Annotated in this window: 17 protein-coding genes and 3 tRNA genes; 8 read left to right on the forward strand and 12 right to left on the reverse strand. The window is 51.5% G+C overall.

Features of this window, described 5'->3' with window-relative positions; genetic code table 11:
• Nucleotides 1–114 precede the first annotated feature (114 nt).
• From HV477_RS07580 to HV477_RS07600, 5 genes are all read right to left on the reverse strand, one after another.
• Nucleotides 115–576, reverse strand: coding sequence for a DUF2501 domain-containing protein (locus tag HV477_RS07580; protein WP_001090314.1), 462 nt, complete (start codon nucleotides 574–576; stop codon nucleotides 115–117).
• 57 nt (nucleotides 577–633) lie between these two features.
• Entirely contained in the window at nucleotides 634–1371 is a 738-nt protein-coding gene (gene dnaC, locus HV477_RS07585; protein ID WP_000799924.1) for a DNA replication protein DnaC, read from the reverse strand.
• Between the two features lie 2 nt (nucleotides 1372–1373).
• Nucleotides 1374–1913: a primosomal protein DnaT gene (dnaT, locus tag HV477_RS07590; RefSeq protein WP_000098573.1), complete on the reverse strand. Its 540-nt coding sequence runs from the start codon at nucleotides 1911–1913 to the stop codon at nucleotides 1374–1376.
• Between the two features lie 92 nt (nucleotides 1914–2005).
• On the reverse strand, nucleotides 2006–2479 hold the full coding sequence (locus HV477_RS07595; protein ID WP_000511329.1) for a threonine/serine exporter: 474 nt from the start codon (nucleotides 2477–2479) through the stop codon (nucleotides 2006–2008).
• On the reverse strand, nucleotides 2470–3246 hold the full coding sequence (locus HV477_RS07600) for a threonine/serine exporter ThrE family protein (RefSeq protein ID WP_001747536.1): 777 nt from the start codon (nucleotides 3244–3246) through the stop codon (nucleotides 2470–2472). The genes HV477_RS07595 and HV477_RS07600 overlap by 10 nt, the downstream gene beginning before the upstream one ends.
• Before the next feature lie 712 nt (nucleotides 3247–3958).
• On the opposite strand from HV477_RS07600, the gene HV477_RS07605 reads away from it, so the two are divergent.
• Together HV477_RS07605 and bglJ are read left to right on the forward strand one after the other, a co-directional pair.
• Nucleotides 3959–4684: a response regulator transcription factor gene (locus HV477_RS07605; protein WP_079898715.1), complete on the forward strand. Its 726-nt coding sequence runs from the start codon at nucleotides 3959–3961 to the stop codon at nucleotides 4682–4684.
• Nucleotides 4645–5319, forward strand: coding sequence for a DNA-binding transcriptional activator BglJ (gene bglJ / locus HV477_RS07610; RefSeq protein ID WP_000431546.1), 675 nt, complete (start codon nucleotides 4645–4647; stop codon nucleotides 5317–5319). Before HV477_RS07605 ends, bglJ begins: the two co-directional genes overlap by 40 nt.
• Before the next feature lie 50 nt (nucleotides 5320–5369).
• Here bglJ and HV477_RS07615 read toward each other — a convergent pair whose 3' ends face one another.
• From HV477_RS07615 to HV477_RS07625, 3 genes are all read right to left on the reverse strand, one after another.
• Nucleotides 5370–5828, reverse strand: coding sequence for a YbaK/EbsC family protein (locus tag HV477_RS07615; protein ID WP_000058276.1), 459 nt, complete (start codon nucleotides 5826–5828; stop codon nucleotides 5370–5372).
• A 150-nt stretch (nucleotides 5829–5978) separates the two neighbouring features.
• Nucleotides 5979–6767 carry a siderophore-iron reductase FhuF gene (gene fhuF, locus HV477_RS07620; RefSeq protein ID WP_079898714.1) on the reverse strand — a complete coding sequence of 263 codons (789 nt, stop codon included), beginning with the start codon at nucleotides 6765–6767 and terminating at the stop codon, nucleotides 5979–5981.
• Nucleotides 6768–6887: 120 nt separating this feature from the next.
• A complete protein-coding gene (locus HV477_RS07625) occupies nucleotides 6888–7952 on the reverse strand; it encodes a GGDEF domain-containing protein (protein WP_023203373.1) in 1065 nt (354 codons plus the stop codon).
• Nucleotides 7953–8202: 250 nt separating this feature from the next.
• Between HV477_RS07625 and HV477_RS07630 the strand changes: the two genes are divergently transcribed.
• Nucleotides 8203–8439, forward strand: a complete 237-nt coding sequence (locus HV477_RS07630; RefSeq protein ID WP_000941877.1) for a DUF1435 domain-containing protein — start codon at nucleotides 8203–8205, stop codon at nucleotides 8437–8439.
• A gap of 31 nt (nucleotides 8440–8470) precedes the next feature.
• Here the strand turns inward: HV477_RS07630 and HV477_RS07635 are convergent.
• The 4 genes from HV477_RS07635 to rsmC all read right to left on the reverse strand — a co-directional run bounded on the left by HV477_RS07635 (nucleotide 8471) and on the right by rsmC (nucleotide 10008).
• A tRNA-Leu gene (locus HV477_RS07635) sits at nucleotides 8471–8557 on the reverse strand.
• Between the two features lie 31 nt (nucleotides 8558–8588).
• Nucleotides 8589–8675, reverse strand: a tRNA-Leu gene (locus HV477_RS07640).
• A 27-nt stretch (nucleotides 8676–8702) separates the two neighbouring features.
• Nucleotides 8703–8789 (reverse strand) — tRNA-Leu (locus HV477_RS07645).
• A 190-nt stretch (nucleotides 8790–8979) separates the two neighbouring features.
• Nucleotides 8980–10008, reverse strand: a complete 1029-nt coding sequence (rsmC, locus tag HV477_RS07650) for a 16S rRNA (guanine(1207)-N(2))-methyltransferase RsmC (protein WP_023207069.1) — start codon at nucleotides 10006–10008, stop codon at nucleotides 8980–8982.
• Nucleotides 10009–10110: 102 nt separating this feature from the next.
• Here rsmC and HV477_RS07655 point away from each other — a divergent pair, with 102 nt between their 5' ends.
• The 5 genes from HV477_RS07655 (at nucleotide 10111) to osmY (ending at nucleotide 14338) form a co-directional block, all read left to right on the forward strand.
• Entirely contained in the window at nucleotides 10111–10548 is a 438-nt protein-coding gene (locus HV477_RS07655; protein ID WP_000203996.1) for a DNA polymerase III subunit psi, read from the forward strand.
• Entirely contained in the window at nucleotides 10493–10939 is a 447-nt protein-coding gene (gene rimI, locus HV477_RS07660; RefSeq protein ID WP_001092435.1) for a ribosomal protein S18-alanine N-acetyltransferase, read from the forward strand. The genes HV477_RS07655 and rimI overlap by 56 nt, the downstream gene beginning before the upstream one ends.
• A gap of 21 nt (nucleotides 10940–10960) precedes the next feature.
• Complete coding sequence (yjjG, locus tag HV477_RS07665; RefSeq protein WP_000870686.1) at nucleotides 10961–11638, forward strand: pyrimidine 5'-nucleotidase; 678 nt, start codon at nucleotides 10961–10963, stop codon at nucleotides 11636–11638.
• Between the two features lie 91 nt (nucleotides 11639–11729).
• Nucleotides 11730–13319 carry a peptide chain release factor 3 gene (prfC, locus tag HV477_RS07670; RefSeq protein WP_000175965.1) on the forward strand — a complete coding sequence of 530 codons (1590 nt, stop codon included), beginning with the start codon at nucleotides 11730–11732 and terminating at the stop codon, nucleotides 13317–13319.
• A 401-nt stretch (nucleotides 13320–13720) separates the two neighbouring features.
• Nucleotides 13721–14338 (forward strand): molecular chaperone OsmY, encoded by a 618-nt coding sequence (osmY, locus tag HV477_RS07675; RefSeq protein ID WP_000178963.1) that lies wholly within the window; start codon nucleotides 13721–13723, stop codon nucleotides 14336–14338.
• Nucleotides 14339–14360 lie beyond the last annotated feature (22 nt).

Consider the following 14360-nt stretch of genomic DNA (forward strand, 5'->3'; position numbering starts at 1 on the left):
ATAACAGGAAAAGACGAAGAGAAAAATCGGGTTAATGCCGTGTTGGCGGGTAAAGGGCCAAAACACGGCTTTTATCAGGGCGTCCCGGCGTGGCGCACGGTCAGAAAAACGCAGTCAGGAGAGGAAATTCAGCCCTTGCTGCAACACCAGATCGCAAGCTTTGGTTTTCACCTTTTCCGCCAGCGGCGTACTGCCGATATTATTGAGGTTCAACTGCTGGCCGTCCTTCGTCTTGAGTAACCCTTGCAGGCCGTTCAGGTAGTTAGTGTCCTGCTCCTGCTGTGTGGTATCCAACCCCAACTTGTTCAGAATCTGATTTTTAACGTTTTCCACGTTGGTAGCGGACGCCAGCTTCTGTTTGGCGCAGTACTGCAAAATACCGGCGGCATTATTCATATTATCGGCGCTGAGCGACTGGGCACCTCTGCTGAGCAGACCGGTTAGCGCAGAAAGCGACATCCCGCCCTGCTGTGCGTTCGCGCCCTGAGCGCTTAACTGACTGGCGGCAATACCGCTGGTGGAAATCAGTACGCTGGCGATCGCCGCGCAGCACAGAACATGTTTCGCTGTATTCATGGTAATCACCTGTGTTATGCCAGCCAGGCGTCGTATCGCCCTGGAGCACGTTGCAATTTAATACTCTTTACCCGTCACCCGGCTGCGGTAACTGTCCCAGGTAAAATTAACCCATAAACTGTTGCCGAGACGCATACGGTCCATGACGCGTTCGCCAAGCATTTTCGTCATCTCTTCCATATTGCTGTTCGTCAACATGCCGGTGGGACGTTTTGACGAGGAACGACGATCGACAATTTGATTGATGATCACTTTTTCATAGCGGGATTCTGTCTGCACGCCGATCTCGTCGATCACCAGCAGATCAACGTTACTCAGATCGTTAAGCAACTGCTCTTCGCTGGTTTCCCGATTGCTGAACGTGTCTTTCATCGCTGACATAATATCCGCTACGGTGATAATCAGTACTGACTTTCCGCGCAGCAGCAGCTCGTTACAAATAGCCGCGGCGAGATGATTTTTACCGGTTCCCGGCTTGCCGGAAAAGACAAAGCTGGCGATATTGCCGTCAAATTCATCAACGTACTGTCGGGCTTTGCTTAACGCGTTCATTTGTCCGTCGCACTCAACCCGATAGTTATCAAACGAACAGTTTTGATGCAGCGGTCGAATGCCGGAACGGTTAAAGGTGCGCTGCATTTTCATCGCCCGATTTTCCCGCGCCAGCGCCGCCGCCCGGATCTCACCTTGCTCTTTCTGCCAGGCCAGCAGTTCTTCGCCCGTTTTAAACGCCGGCGTAATATGCGCAGGCATCATTTTTTGTAGACGCTGCATCAGGTCGCCAACATTTTTCATCGTTACCCCCTAAAACCTGGTGGAATATGATTGTCAGGTTCGCTGACGCTATTGATGTCGCGCTGCGGCATTCCGCCATTGCTGGAACGGCTGATTTGCACGCTGCGCGCCAGCTTTTGCTGCCACTGGATATGGTGAAAAACCTTACCTTCCGCCTGCCAGTAGGCGATAAACGCCGCCAGCTCTTCTGCGGTGACCGGCTCCCGAAGCGCCACGCCCCAAAGGGCGGCCTGACGCTGAAAATCCGCATCCGGTTGCCAGGCGGGATACATGGCGAATTTTCCGCAGGGAATCGCAACGGGGGCGGCTTCGGGTTCTTCGTAAAATTGCGCGTCTAACGCCACATCGCTTCCCGGACGTGATAACTTTTCTTCAAGCGCCAGCAGTTCAGCCATGCGTGCAGGCGTCACGGCATAAAAGGCAGGCGCATTATTAGCGAATACCGCCACTGCGCCGCCCGTTGACTTCGCCAGCACAGCATGATGATCGTGTAAAAGGGCGTCAATACCGATGACGTCCGACGTTAAAATTCTGGAAGACATAATGTTTCTCAATATGGAACAACAACCGAGAAGGGCGACTGTTTTTATAGTACCACACAGACCTGTAAGAACAGCAGGAGGCGTTCCACCATTCACACGCGGGGGCGTTTGCGGTACAGCCATAATCCCGGTACAGAGAGGCCAATTGAGAGCGCGCCAACAATGGAAGAGGCTTTCAGAAAATTGGTCAGCAGCGTAATCATCATCGGTTCGCTATAGCCCAGATGGCTAATTTTTACTGCGGAAATCATCGCGGTATAGGCGGAAATCCCCGGAAACATCGGGATCACGGCCGCGACGGTAAACACTTTAGGGTGAGCGAGATACCAGCGTGACCACTGAATACCAATACTGCCGACCAGCAGCGAAGCCATAAACGTCGACCATTCGATATTAAAGCCTGCGCTCATCATCAGCATACGCGAGCCATGACCCAGCGCCCCCAGTAGCGCGCACCACGGAAGCGCCCGGTGGGGAACATTAAAGACCATCGCAAACCCGACGGCGGGGATCGCAGACAAGATCATGTCCTGCATTAGCGCCAGTAAAAAGTCGATTATACCCATCCTCGTAGCCCCCATATTGTCATTGACATCACTACGCCCACACAGGTGGCCAGTGTCAACAGGCTGGCGATAGCCCAGCGCGCCAGCCCGGTATTAATATGTCCTTTAAACATATCTGCGACGGAATTAATCAGCGGAAAGCCCGGCACCAGTAGCAGTACGCTCGCCGCCATGGCGATAGTGGGCGTCTGGCTAAAGGCGGGAAGGGTGAGCATCAGCCCGGAAATCGTGGTAGCGACAAAGGCGGTAATGCAAAAATTGATCTGCGGATGTAAATGCCGCTGCGCCAGCATCTGGCGGATATACATGGCTATCATACTGGCGAAAAAGGTGATAACCGCGCCATCCCAGCCGCCATTATTCAGCTTACAAAAGCAGGAGCAGGAAAGACCGACCATAAACGCCACCAGCCAGCGCGGATAACGCAGCGGGCGGAGCTGGCTAAAGCGTTTTTCCACGCCTTTGTAATCCAGCAGACGATGTTCCGCGAGGATAACGATATGCTGAACCTCCGTGACGACGTGCATATTAATGCCGCGATCCTGGTTTTTACGTGTCGATGTCAGACATTGTCCGTCTTTAATGGTCGTCAGGACAATGGCGTTAGAGGAGATCGCGCTTTCGACGCTATCCATACCGAGCGCCAAACCGAGTCGGGTGGAAAGCTCATCAACCAGTGCGCTTTCCGCCCCGTGCTGCAATAAAAGCAGCCCGCATTGAATACATAACCGTGTTACTGCTCGTTGAATTGATTGCTCTTCTTGCATGACTCGTCCTGTCCGAAAAGACATTCTATGCGCCGCCACTATGACAGAGGCTTTCTTTTTAACACGAAGCGCAGGCATGATGGCGTTGGTTAAGATCAATTTCTTGTTGATAAAAACGTCAACCGCCAGACGCAACGCATAAGCTTCCTGAGACGTGCGCTTCGTCACAAGCAGGATATCCTTATGGGCGACGGTTCTCGTATGTCCGTTTCCAGAATAGAGGCATTATGCCAGCCTGGCCGCTCATTTTTGAATCAATGATATGGTGAATTTTATCAACGATATGCATTAATGGTTTAACCACAATGGCGTGAGCAGCGGGCGTAAAAATAGGCATGACTTAGTGTAATTCGTAGATATTACATGGGTTTTATGGATGGTGGACAGTATTGTTGGGCTTTTGTTTTAGGACTCAGCAATATGAATGAAGGGCGAACTCATATTTTAAATTTATTAATATGATGCGTTTTCGTTAGAATTGCTAATGTGCAAATTTAGTTAATTTAATTGTCTTGCTTCTGGTTTTATGAGTAACTATGCGATAGTGATTTCATGTTTTTGTGCTATGTGGATTGTAGCGCAATCAATGTTAGATATTTAAAAATAAAACAAGGATAATTAATCCACTCGGCCTATATTTCTTTGCGATCATTGTTAATAGTGTTTTTATTAATGGGGCAATGAAAAGTGGCGGCGTGGGTGCGGAGGAATTATGCTGCCAGGATGCTGCAAAAATGGACTTATTATCAGTAAAACCCCTCTTATACAGGAAGGCCTTAAAGGGGCTATAACAGGTAATTTCCCCGATTATAAACTGGCGTATTGTCGTACGATAGAAGAGCTAACGCTGCTACAGCTACGCCGAAGTAATTTAGTTATTGCTGATTTAGCAGTTAACAATGCCTCTCCCCGCGCTATCTGCGAATATTTTTATAGCTTAATCTCGCAATATCGCGACATACATTGGGTATTTCTGGTTCCTAAATCCTGCTATCCACATGCGGTTGATCTCCTGATGGGCCCCGTCAGCACCTTGCTTTCAGACGAAGAGCCAATCGAGAATCTTATTAGCGTTATCCATGCGGGAAACGCTCGCTCAGAAAGAATAAGCAAAACATTATTATCGCCTCAGGCACCGTCTGAAATTCAGCAGTCCCACGACAGGCCGATTGTCCTTACGCTGTCTGAACGAAAAGTATTACGCCTTTTAGGAAAAGGGTGGGGCATTAACCAAATTGCGGCGTTACTTAAAAAAAGTAATAAAACAATTAGCGCCCAAAAAAATAGCGCCATGCGACGCTTATCAATACACAGTAATGCAGAGATGTATGCATGGATAAACAGTTCTCAGGGAGCCAGAGAATTGAACCTACCTTCGGTATATGGAGAAACCATGGAATGGAAAACAGAATCAGCAAGAGAAATGTTGCGCTCGTAGAAAAATGCGTGATGAGCACTATTGGTATTAAAGGGCTATTTGATGCAATGCCGGATTGCCGACATACGCTTCATATTTTTTCAAAACCATCCGCGTTTTATAAGGCTGCGCTAAAGACGCCGTTTTCTGCCGTTATTTTTTCTCTTTCTGCGTTAAGAACTGAACGCCGGACAGGATTATCCAGCCTGACGGAACTGGCGATAAATTATCCCCATATGCGGCGTCTGGTGATTGCCGATGATGATGCTGAAGCCCGCTTAATCAGCGCATTATCCCCGCTGCCGCTGGATGGGGTCATCAGCAAAGCGTCGCCGTTGGATGTTTTACAGGATGCCTTATTTACATCGCTTAATAGCGCCCGGCGGACAACGGAGCGTACAGATAATCTTTGGGAACTTCACCAGAATTGTATGCTTAGTCCAACCGAGCGGGAGATTCTGCGTTTTATGTCGAACGGCTACTCAATGCCGCAAATTGCCGTCCAGTTAGAACGTAACATTAAGACTATCCGGGCGCATAAGTTTAATGTGATGTCCAAGCTGGGCGTGAGTTCTGATGCCGGGTTACTCGATGCGGCGGATATTCTGTTATATCTGCGCGCCGGCGATGCTACCGCGCTCCAGCATCGGGTATAGCCCGCGCCGGATGCGCCGTGCTTGTTCGGGGAATCCGGGGGCCAGGCGCGTTATTGGCACACGTCTACCCAGGTCGCCGATGTCAGTTCAGCCATTCTTTCCGGCGTGATGCGTACTGCGCTGTGCGTGGCGCCTGCGGCAGGCAATACTTCGTTATACCCCTTCAGAGAGATGTCGCAATAAACGGGCAGCGGGTGCTCCAGCCCGAAAGGACATACGCCGCCGACAGGATGTCCGGTTGCATTGACCACTTCATCGCTGCTCAACATACGGGCTTTTGCGCCGAAAGTGGTTTTAAGCTTCTTATTATCCAGGCGGGCATCGCCTTTCGCGACCACCAGGATAATGGTGTCTTTTACTTTAAGCGAGAGCGTCTTAGCTATTTGCCCTGGCTCTACGTTGTGCGCTTTGGCTGCCAGTTCGACAGTCGCTGTACTTTGATTTAATTCGATAATTTCTATATCGGGAGCATGATCGGCCAGAAATTGCCGTACAGATTGCAGACTCATTCTTCTCTCCTGAGACCTTACCAATAGCCACGGTAGACCCAAAAATGGCAAAACGTAATTTGGCATACGGAGAGCGCCGCTGTAAATATAATAATGTGACAGGCCAGCAGCAGTAAGCCGTGACGATAACTGAAGGCAACGTAAAGCGGTTTACTTTAGCGTGCAGTCGCCGCACTGCTGTACGTCAGGTAAGCGGTAACGTTGGCAGCAGGTTCTGCGTACCAGAAGACCGTCGCGCATTACGACGGTCCGCCACAGCGGGTTATCCTGGCCGTCGGATAGCTGCTTTTCAAAAAAACAGCGCTGGCGTAGCGTTGCCAGCAGGGCTTCGCCAAGCAGCGGTTTCATCTCAGTCAGATACCAGTTGATTAAATAACCGGTATTGCTCCAGATAAGTTTCGCGTTGATGTCGCCAGTCGCCTCCAGCGCCTGAATGACCGGCTGTAGTGCGGAGACTACCAGCGTTTCCATTCGTTCTTCCGGGGAACGCCCCGTTGCCAGGTTATCCTGATGCACGTCAAGCCAGAAACACGCGGCGCGCCCGGTTTCATGAAATTCAACGTGAATATGTTCTGCCGAGACATTGATAGCGCGCGCTTGCGTCAGTAATGCCAGCATCAGCGGCGGCGTCATCAGCCCGATATACCATTGCGCCCATAGGGAGAGTAACGGCTTATTTTCACGTGGCAGGCCTGGCGTGTGCCGATAGATGTGATCGGAATAGGCGGCCAGCAATGAACGAAACGTCGCGGGGCGCGTCCACTGGGCAAGAGTCATCGCCGCTGGCGGCGGCGTTTCATCCAGCCGGATGAAGTCCAACAGGTGCTTACGGGTAGAGGCGATCGTCTCGCGTACTGCGTCCGCCAGCGAGGCGTCTTCCGGCTGGGGAGTGGCTCGCCAGATAATATCGTCAGCAATCGGTGCGGAACGGTAGGCCATAGCGCAGTTTAATGATGTTAATCTAAATGATAATGATTGCTAATCCTATCGATAGCGATAAACGATGGCAAGCGGTTTATGGTTAACGCTGTTGGCGTAGCACGATTACGCCAACAGGATTCATAGGGCGCGCATGTCGTCGCTGACCAGAATGTGGTTACGTCCAAGATGCTTGGCTTCATAGAGCGCTTTATCCGCTTTTTCGATAGCGTCTCCGATATTGCGATCCGTCAGGGGCGCAATGCCGATACTGACAGTGACATTGGTGGCGACGCTTTCGTTAAACATATGCGGGATTTTAAGATCGTATACTTCCTGTCGGATACGTTCTGCGGTAGCGCGGGCTTGCTGTGGTTCGGCGGTGGTCAGCAACACCAGAAATTCTTCCCCGCCAAAACGGCAGACGACATCGCGCGATCGCACGGCGTCCCGAATTGCCGCTGAGACGCGGATTAACGCCTGATCGCCCATCATATGACCGTAGTGATCGTTATACGCTTTGAAATGATCGATATCCAGTAGCAGAACGTAGTGTTCATGGCTGCCCGGCGCCTGTAACGTATCCAGCCGATTTTGCAGGCCACGGCGGTTATATAAGCCGGTTAATGGATCAAGCATACTCAGGCCATTGAGGGTTTCCCGCTCGGCCAGCAGCTTAAACATGAGCTGTTGGGCAAAGTTATCGTAGCGTTTCTGGATAACATGTTGAATAGCGATTCCCACCATTGGCAGGGCCAGCAAATAGAGAATTCGCAAACCTTGTTCATTACCGTTCAGCCACAGGCAGACCGCGACTGGCGGTAGCGAATAGAGCGTAAACGCGACGATATTCGCGGCAAAGGCTATCGAGCCGATAAACAGAACGCTAAGCAGGGAAATCAGTAAAAAAGAGAAATCATAATGGCCTAACGCCGGATACTTTAGCGCAATATGCGCCGCCCATATTCCCCCAAAGAGTAGGGAGATAAAGGGGAGATTAATTCTTTTTTGTCCATATTTCCCATGCCATATCAACAGTAATACGCTCAGGACCACTATCCCGATCATTGGCGTGCAAAATACATTGATCTGATAAAGGGGGAAAATGAGAGTAAATAGCGCCGACACGGCGTTGAGAAACAAGAAAAGACGTAAAGAAAACTGATACTTCTTAATACGAAGCGACCGCCAGGATGGTGTTGTCATGGGTAATTGTCGTTATTTATCGGTGATATACACGGAATCGGGCGCCAACATGAAAATAACGTATGAGAAAAGGTCGCCTAAAGCGAGGTGTTGTTGTTTTTACGTTAACAGTCGGACAATTTATCACCTTACTGAATACGTGTCATCAACCGTTAAGTAAAACTCACCTCTTTAGCTTTCTCCCTGGCTGACAAATGAGAAAATATATCATATGATATTGGTTATCATTATCAATTCCAGAGGTGAAACCATGTTGCAGCGGACGTTAGGCAGCGGATGGGGCGTATTATTGCCTGGAGTGATTATCGTTGGACTGGCGTTTATCGGCCTGTCAGCTGATGCGCTGAAGCTGTTGATTGTATCAGGATTGCTACTGTCTGCGCTGATGTTGTATCACAAACAATTACGGCATTTTGTACTGCTGCCATCGTGTATGGCGCTTATTGGCGGCATGATGTTGGCAATGATGAACTGGAATCAGGGATGAAAATGAAGAGACAAAGGAAGGATAAGATAATTGGTGCGAGGGGGGGGACTTGAACCCCCACGTCCGTAAGGACACTAACACCTGAAGCTAGCGCGTCTACCAATTCCGCCACCTTCGCACAGTTATCTTACTTTTTGATATCGCCTCGTTGGTGCGAGGGGGGGGACTTGAACCCCCACGTCCGTAAGAACACTAACACCTGAAGCTAGCGCGTCTACCAATTCCGCCACCTTCGCCCAGTGCGAGCAATATCAACGTGGTTTTGGTGCGAGGGGGGGGACTTGAACCCCCACGTCCGTAAGGACACTAACACCTGAAGCTAGCGCGTCTACCAATTCCGCCACCTTCGCATACCATCGATTCTTGAAAAGAATCACTACCACGGAGGCGCATTCTAGTGGTTTTCAGCTATTCGTCAATAGTTAATTGCATGGGATAGATTGATTGCTGCAAAAATGGGCGCGAGACGTAGGTTGGATAAGACGCTTTGCGTCGCCATCCGGCACATGCAACCAGATGGCGCTGCGCTTATCAGGCCAACTATTTCTTCGCCTGACGGGTCATCACGGTACGATAAACCTTAAAGCGCCCGGTTTGCGCGATGACTTCATGGAAGCCAAAAGTCTCATCCAGAATCTTAGGATAGGGCAGAAAGGCGTTCGCCACGATGCGTAACTCTCCGCCGCTGTTCAGATGGCGCACTGCGCCGCGAATGAGCGTTTGCGCCGCATCGAGGCTGGTTTGCATTCCATCGTGGAACGGCGGGTTGGAGATGATCATGTCAAAACGTCCTTTGACTTCCGAAAAGACGTTGCTGGCGAATACCTCGCCTTCAAGACCATTCGCGGCAAGCGTGGCGCGGCTGGCTTCCACCGCCGGCGCGCTGACGTCACACAGCGTCAGGCGTACTTTCGGCGAATGGCTGGCCAGCGCGGCGGAAAGCACGCCAGCGCCGCAGCCGACATCCAGCACTTTACCTTTGGTGTGCGGCGTCAGCGTAGACAGCAGCAGTTGGCTACCAACATCCAGTCCGTCGCGGCTGAATACGCCCGGCAACGTTTTGATGGTCAGCCCGTCGATGTTGTACTCGGCCCACCAGGATTCGAGACTAAACTGCGGCTGCTTTTCCAGACGACCATGGTAAAGGCCGCAACGTCGCGCGCTATCTACTTTGTTCAGCGGCGCATAGTCCGCCAGCATCGGTTCGGCGCTACGCACGCCGCTACGGTTTTCTCCCACGACGAAAACATCGACGCCCACCGGCATCAGCGACAAAATATTCATCAACTGGAACTGCGCTTCGGGTTTATTTTTCGGCCAGTAGTAGATCAGCGTATCGCAGTCAGCGACATCGCTGGCTTGCGCGACCAGGCTAAAACGGACGTTATCGCCCATCTGGCGGCTTAACGCCTGCCAGTGGTGAAACTGTTGCGTATGCGCGCGGCTGGCGGCGCATTCAAAGCGCGCGGGCAGGTCATCCTGCAAATCTCCGGCAAAAAGAATACGGCTTTGTTCGAAATCATCACTGTGGCGCAGCAAGACTTCACTTGCCGGGGTAAAAGCAGACATGGAATGCTCCTTAATTCAGACTGGCGGCGATTATAGTAGTTTGATGGCGCAGATTCGACAGATTTGCTATATTTGCGCCCCTGATTACAGGAGCGTTTCGCTATGACATCCCGACGAGACTGGCAGTTACAGCAACTGGGTATTACGCAGTGGGCGCTGCGACGTCCTGGCGCGCTACAGGGCGAGATTGCGATTTCCCTTCCCGCGCACGTTCGTCTGATCGTGGTTGCAGAGGAATTACCCGCGCTGAACGAGCCGCTAATGCGCGATATTTTACGCGCGTTGACCGTGAGTCCCGATCAGGTTTTACCCCTGGCGCCTGAGCGCGTCGCCATGCTGCCGCAGGGCAGCCGTTGTAATAGCTGGCGGTTAGGAACTGACGCGCCGCTCCAACTCGAAGGCGCTCAGGTCACGACGCCGGCGTTTAATGAACTCCGGGCAAACCCGGCGGCACGCGCCGCACTATGGCAACAAATCTGCGAACATGAACACGATTTCTATCCTCAGCACGACCGATCTCCCCGCAGCCTGGCAGATTGAGCAACGCGCTCATGCGTTTCCGTGGAGCGAAAAAACGTTTTTCGGCAACCAGGGCGAACGGTATCTCAACCTTAAGCTGACCGCTGATGACAGAATGGCCGCGTTTGCCATTACACAGGTGGTGCTGGACGAAGCGACGCTGTTCAATATTGCCGTCGATCCGGATTTTCAGCGTCGGGGGCTGGGGCGTATGCTGCTTGAGCATCTGATTGATGAACTGGAAAAACGTGGGGTTGTAACGCTATGGCTGGAGGTACGCGCCTCTAACGCTGCCGCCATCGCGCTGTATGAAAGTCTGGGGTTTAACGAGGCGACGATTCGCCGCAATTACTATCCCACGGCACAAGGGCATGAGGACGCCATCATCATGGCGTTACCGATAAGCATGTAATAAAAGAGGCAAGGTGTAATGATGAAGTGGGACTGGATTTTCTTTGATGCCGATGAAACGCTGTTTACGTTTGATTCTTTCACCGGCTTACAGCGGATGTTCCTTGACTATAGCGTCACCTTTACCGCTGAGGATTTCCAGGATTACCAGGCCGTGAATAAGCCGCTATGGGTGGATTATCAGAACGGCGCGATTACTTCATTACAATTGCAGCACGCGCGCTTTCAAAGTTGGGCTGAACGGCTAAACGTTGCGCCGGGGCTGCTGAATGACGCTTTTATTAGTGCGATGGCGGAGATCTGTTCTCCTTTGCCGGGCGCCGTTTCGCTACTTAATGCGATTCGCGGGCAGGCTAAAATCGGTATTATTACTAACGGTTTTACCGCGCTACAACAAACTCGTCTGGAGCGCACCGGGCTGCGCGAGTATTTCGATCTGCTGGTGATTTCCGAGCAGGTTGGCGTCGCGAAGCCCGATCCGAAAATCTTTAACTACGCCCTGGAGCAGGCGGGGAATCCTGACCGCTCGCGCGTATTAATGGTTGGCGATACCGCGGAGTCCGATATTCTTGGCGGCATTAACGCCGGATTGTCGACCTGCTGGCTTAACGCGCATCATCGCGAGCAGCCTGCGGGTATTCATCCAACCTGGACTGTGGCGTCATTAAGCGAACTGGAGCAGCTCCTGTGTAAACACTGATTGCCTCCCCCAGGTTGATGGGTAAAATAGCCGCATTTTTCGTATTCAACATGCGTGGTCAAACGCCGCGCTTACTCAAGAAGATTTGACTATGACGTTGTCTCCTTATTTGCAAGAGGTGGCCAAACGCCGCACTTTTGCCATTATTTCTCACCCGGACGCCGGTAAAACCACCATTACCGAAAAAGTGTTGCTGTTCGGACAGGCGATTCAGACCGCCGGTACGGTAAAAGGCCGTGGCTCCAGCCAACATGCAAAATCTGACTGGATGGAGATGGAAAAACAGCGTGGTATCTCCATCACCACTTCGGTGATGCAGTTCCCGTATCACGACTGTCTGGTGAACTTGCTGGACACCCCGGGGCACGAAGACTTCTCCGAAGATACCTACCGTACCCTGACGGCGGTGGACTGTTGCCTGATGGTGATCGACGCCGCAAAAGGCGTTGAAGACAGGACCCGTAAGCTGATGGAAGTTACCCGTCTGCGCGATACGCCGATCCTGACCTTTATGAACAAACTCGACCGTGACATCCGCGACCCGATGGAGCTGCTGGATGAAGTCGAGAACGAGCTGAAAATCGGCTGCGCGCCGATCACCTGGCCGATTGGCTGCGGCAAGCTGTTTAAGGGCGTTTATCACCTTTATAAAGATGAAACTTATCTGTATCAGACCGGTAAGGGCCACACCATTCAGGAAGTGCGCATCGTTAAAGGGCTGAATAACCCGGATCTGGACGCTGCCGTCGGTGAAGATCTGGCGCAGCAGCTGCGCGACGAGCTGGAACTGGTGCAGGGCGCGTCTAACGAGTTTGATGAAGAGCTGTTCCTGGCAGGGGAAATTACCCCGGTATTTTTCGGTACCGCGCTGGGTAACTTTGGCGTTGACCATATGCTGGATGGTTTAGTGGCGTGGGCGCCCGCGCCGATGCCGCGTCAAACCGATACCCGCACAGTGGAAGCCTCGGAAGAGAAGTTCACCGGTTTTGTCTTTAAAATTCAGGCCAATATGGACCCGAAACACCGCGACCGCGTGGCGTTTATGCGCGTGGTTTCCGGTAAGTATGAGAAGGGTATGAAGTTACGCCAGGTCCGTACCGGCAAAGATGTGGTGATTTCCGACGCGTTAACTTTTATGGCGGGCGACCGTTCGCACGTTGAAGAAGCGTACCCGGGCGATATTTTGGGTCTGCATAACCACGGCACCATTCAGATCGGCGATACCTTCACCCAGGGCGAGATGATGAAGTTTACCGGTATCCCGAACTTTGCGCCGGAACTGTTCCGTCGTATTCGCCTGAAAGATCCGCTCAAGCAAAAGCAGCTACTGAAAGGGCTGGTGCAGCTTTCTGAAGAGGGGGCGGTGCAGGTATTCCGTCCCATCTCCAACAACGATCTGATTGTCGGCGCCGTGGGCGTTTTGCAGTTTGACGTTGTTGTCGCGCGCCTGAAAAGCGAATACAACGTTGAGGCGATTTATGAATCCGTCAACGTGGCGACGGCGCGCTGGGTGGAAAGCGCCGATGCGAAGAAATTCGAAGAGTTTAAGCGTAAGAATGAAACGCAGCTGGCGCTGGATGGCGGCGACAACCTTACCTATATCGCCCCCACGATGGTTAACCTGAACCTGACCCAGGAACGTTACCCTGACGTTCAGTTCCGTAAAACGCGTGAACACTGATCCCTTTCCGGGCGCGGCATCCGCCGCGCCTTCGTACTTTCCCTGCCTTTTTAACCGCTTACGGAATGTTCTTAAATCCCGCGTTTTTTCTCCGATCTGCCTGTTTTTTATACGCACCGACAAGCGATTTTAAAATTGTGATCTATATTTAACAAAGTGATGACATAAATGTCGGCTTTAATGCCTGTTCAATGCGTGAATATGAGAGCTTAAAGCTGAGATTTGTTTCAGTCACGATATTAATAACTGAAACGGAAGGGTGGCAGGCGACGCGTCGTTACAAATTCACGAATGTGATGCCAGTCATTGACTTCAGAAACCGGTGAGTTTCACCGCATTCAGCAATGCAACCTCGTGTTGCCTGAGCTCAAATTACGAGCAAACTATACAGGACAAAATCGATGACTATGACAAGACTGAAGATTTCTAAAACTCTGCTGGCCGTAATGTTGACCTCTGCTGTTGCGACAGGTTCTGCCTTTGCAGAAAACGCAACAACGGACAAGGCGCAAAGCGGAACCGAAACCGCAGGGCAAAAAGTCGATAGCTCTATGAATAAAGTCGGTAACTTCATGGATGACAGCGCCATCACTGCGAAAGTCAAAGCTGCGCTGGTAGACCATGACAATATTAAAAGCACCGATATTTCTGTCGAAACCAATCAGAAAGTCGTCACCCTGAGCGGCTTTGTAGAAAGCCAGGCGCAGGCTGAAGCCGCCGTGAAAGTGGCGAAAGGCGTAGAAGGCGTGACCTCCGTTAGCGACAAACTTCACGTTCGCGACAATAAAGAAGGTTCCGTGAAAGGCTATGCCGGCGATACGGCCACGACCAGTGAAGTCAAAGCCAAGTTGCTGGCGGACGATCTCGTCCCTTCCCGTAAAGTGAAAGTGGAAACGACCGATGGCGTCGTACAGCTCTCCGGTACTGTTGAAACTCAGGAACAAAGCGACCGCGCTGAAAGCATCGCGAAAGCCGTTGATGGCGTAAAAAGTGTTAAAAACGATCTGAAAGTTCAGTAATTCGTCGTAATTCGTCCTCCCG

Source organism: Salmonella sp. SG203 (genome assembly GCF_013350575.1).
GTDB classification, from domain to species: domain Bacteria; phylum Pseudomonadota; class Gammaproteobacteria; order Enterobacterales; family Enterobacteriaceae; genus Salmonella; species Salmonella enterica.

Excerpts from the sequence above, each read along its gene's own strand:
- HV477_RS07580 (WP_001090314.1), bottom strand. The coding sequence starts at position 576 with ATGAATACAGCGAAACATGTTCTGTGCTGCGCGGCGATCGCCAGCGTA.
- dnaC (WP_000799924.1), bottom strand. The coding sequence starts at position 1,371 with ATGAAAAATGTTGGCGACCTGATGCAGCGTCTACAAAAAATGATGCCT.
- dnaT (WP_000098573.1), bottom strand. The coding sequence starts at position 1,913 with ATGTCTTCCAGAATTTTAACGTCGGACGTCATCGGTATTGACGCCCTT.
- HV477_RS07595 (WP_000511329.1), bottom strand. The coding sequence starts at position 2,479 with ATGGGTATAATCGACTTTTTACTGGCGCTAATGCAGGACATGATCTTG.
- HV477_RS07600 (WP_001747536.1), bottom strand. The coding sequence starts at position 3,246 with ATGCAAGAAGAGCAATCAATTCAACGAGCAGTAACACGGTTATGTATT.
- HV477_RS07605 (WP_079898715.1), top strand. The coding sequence starts at position 3,959 with ATGCTGCCAGGATGCTGCAAAAATGGACTTATTATCAGTAAAACCCCT.
- bglJ (WP_000431546.1), top strand. The coding sequence starts at position 4,645 with ATGGAAAACAGAATCAGCAAGAGAAATGTTGCGCTCGTAGAAAAATGC.
- HV477_RS07615 (WP_000058276.1), bottom strand. The coding sequence starts at position 5,828 with ATGAGTCTGCAATCTGTACGGCAATTTCTGGCCGATCATGCTCCCGAT.
- fhuF (WP_079898714.1), bottom strand. The coding sequence starts at position 6,767 with ATGGCCTACCGTTCCGCACCGATTGCTGACGATATTATCTGGCGAGCC.
- HV477_RS07625 (WP_023203373.1), bottom strand. The coding sequence starts at position 7,952 with ATGACAACACCATCCTGGCGGTCGCTTCGTATTAAGAAGTATCAGTTT.
- HV477_RS07630 (WP_000941877.1), top strand. The coding sequence starts at position 8,203 with ATGTTGCAGCGGACGTTAGGCAGCGGATGGGGCGTATTATTGCCTGGA.
- rsmC (WP_023207069.1), bottom strand. The coding sequence starts at position 10,008 with ATGTCTGCTTTTACCCCGGCAAGTGAAGTCTTGCTGCGCCACAGTGAT.
- HV477_RS07655 (WP_000203996.1), top strand. The coding sequence starts at position 10,111 with ATGACATCCCGACGAGACTGGCAGTTACAGCAACTGGGTATTACGCAG.
- rimI (WP_001092435.1), top strand. The coding sequence starts at position 10,493 with ATGAACACGATTTCTATCCTCAGCACGACCGATCTCCCCGCAGCCTGG.
- yjjG (WP_000870686.1), top strand. The coding sequence starts at position 10,961 with ATGAAGTGGGACTGGATTTTCTTTGATGCCGATGAAACGCTGTTTACG.
- prfC (WP_000175965.1), top strand. The coding sequence starts at position 11,730 with ATGACGTTGTCTCCTTATTTGCAAGAGGTGGCCAAACGCCGCACTTTT.
- osmY (WP_000178963.1), top strand. The coding sequence starts at position 13,721 with ATGACTATGACAAGACTGAAGATTTCTAAAACTCTGCTGGCCGTAATG.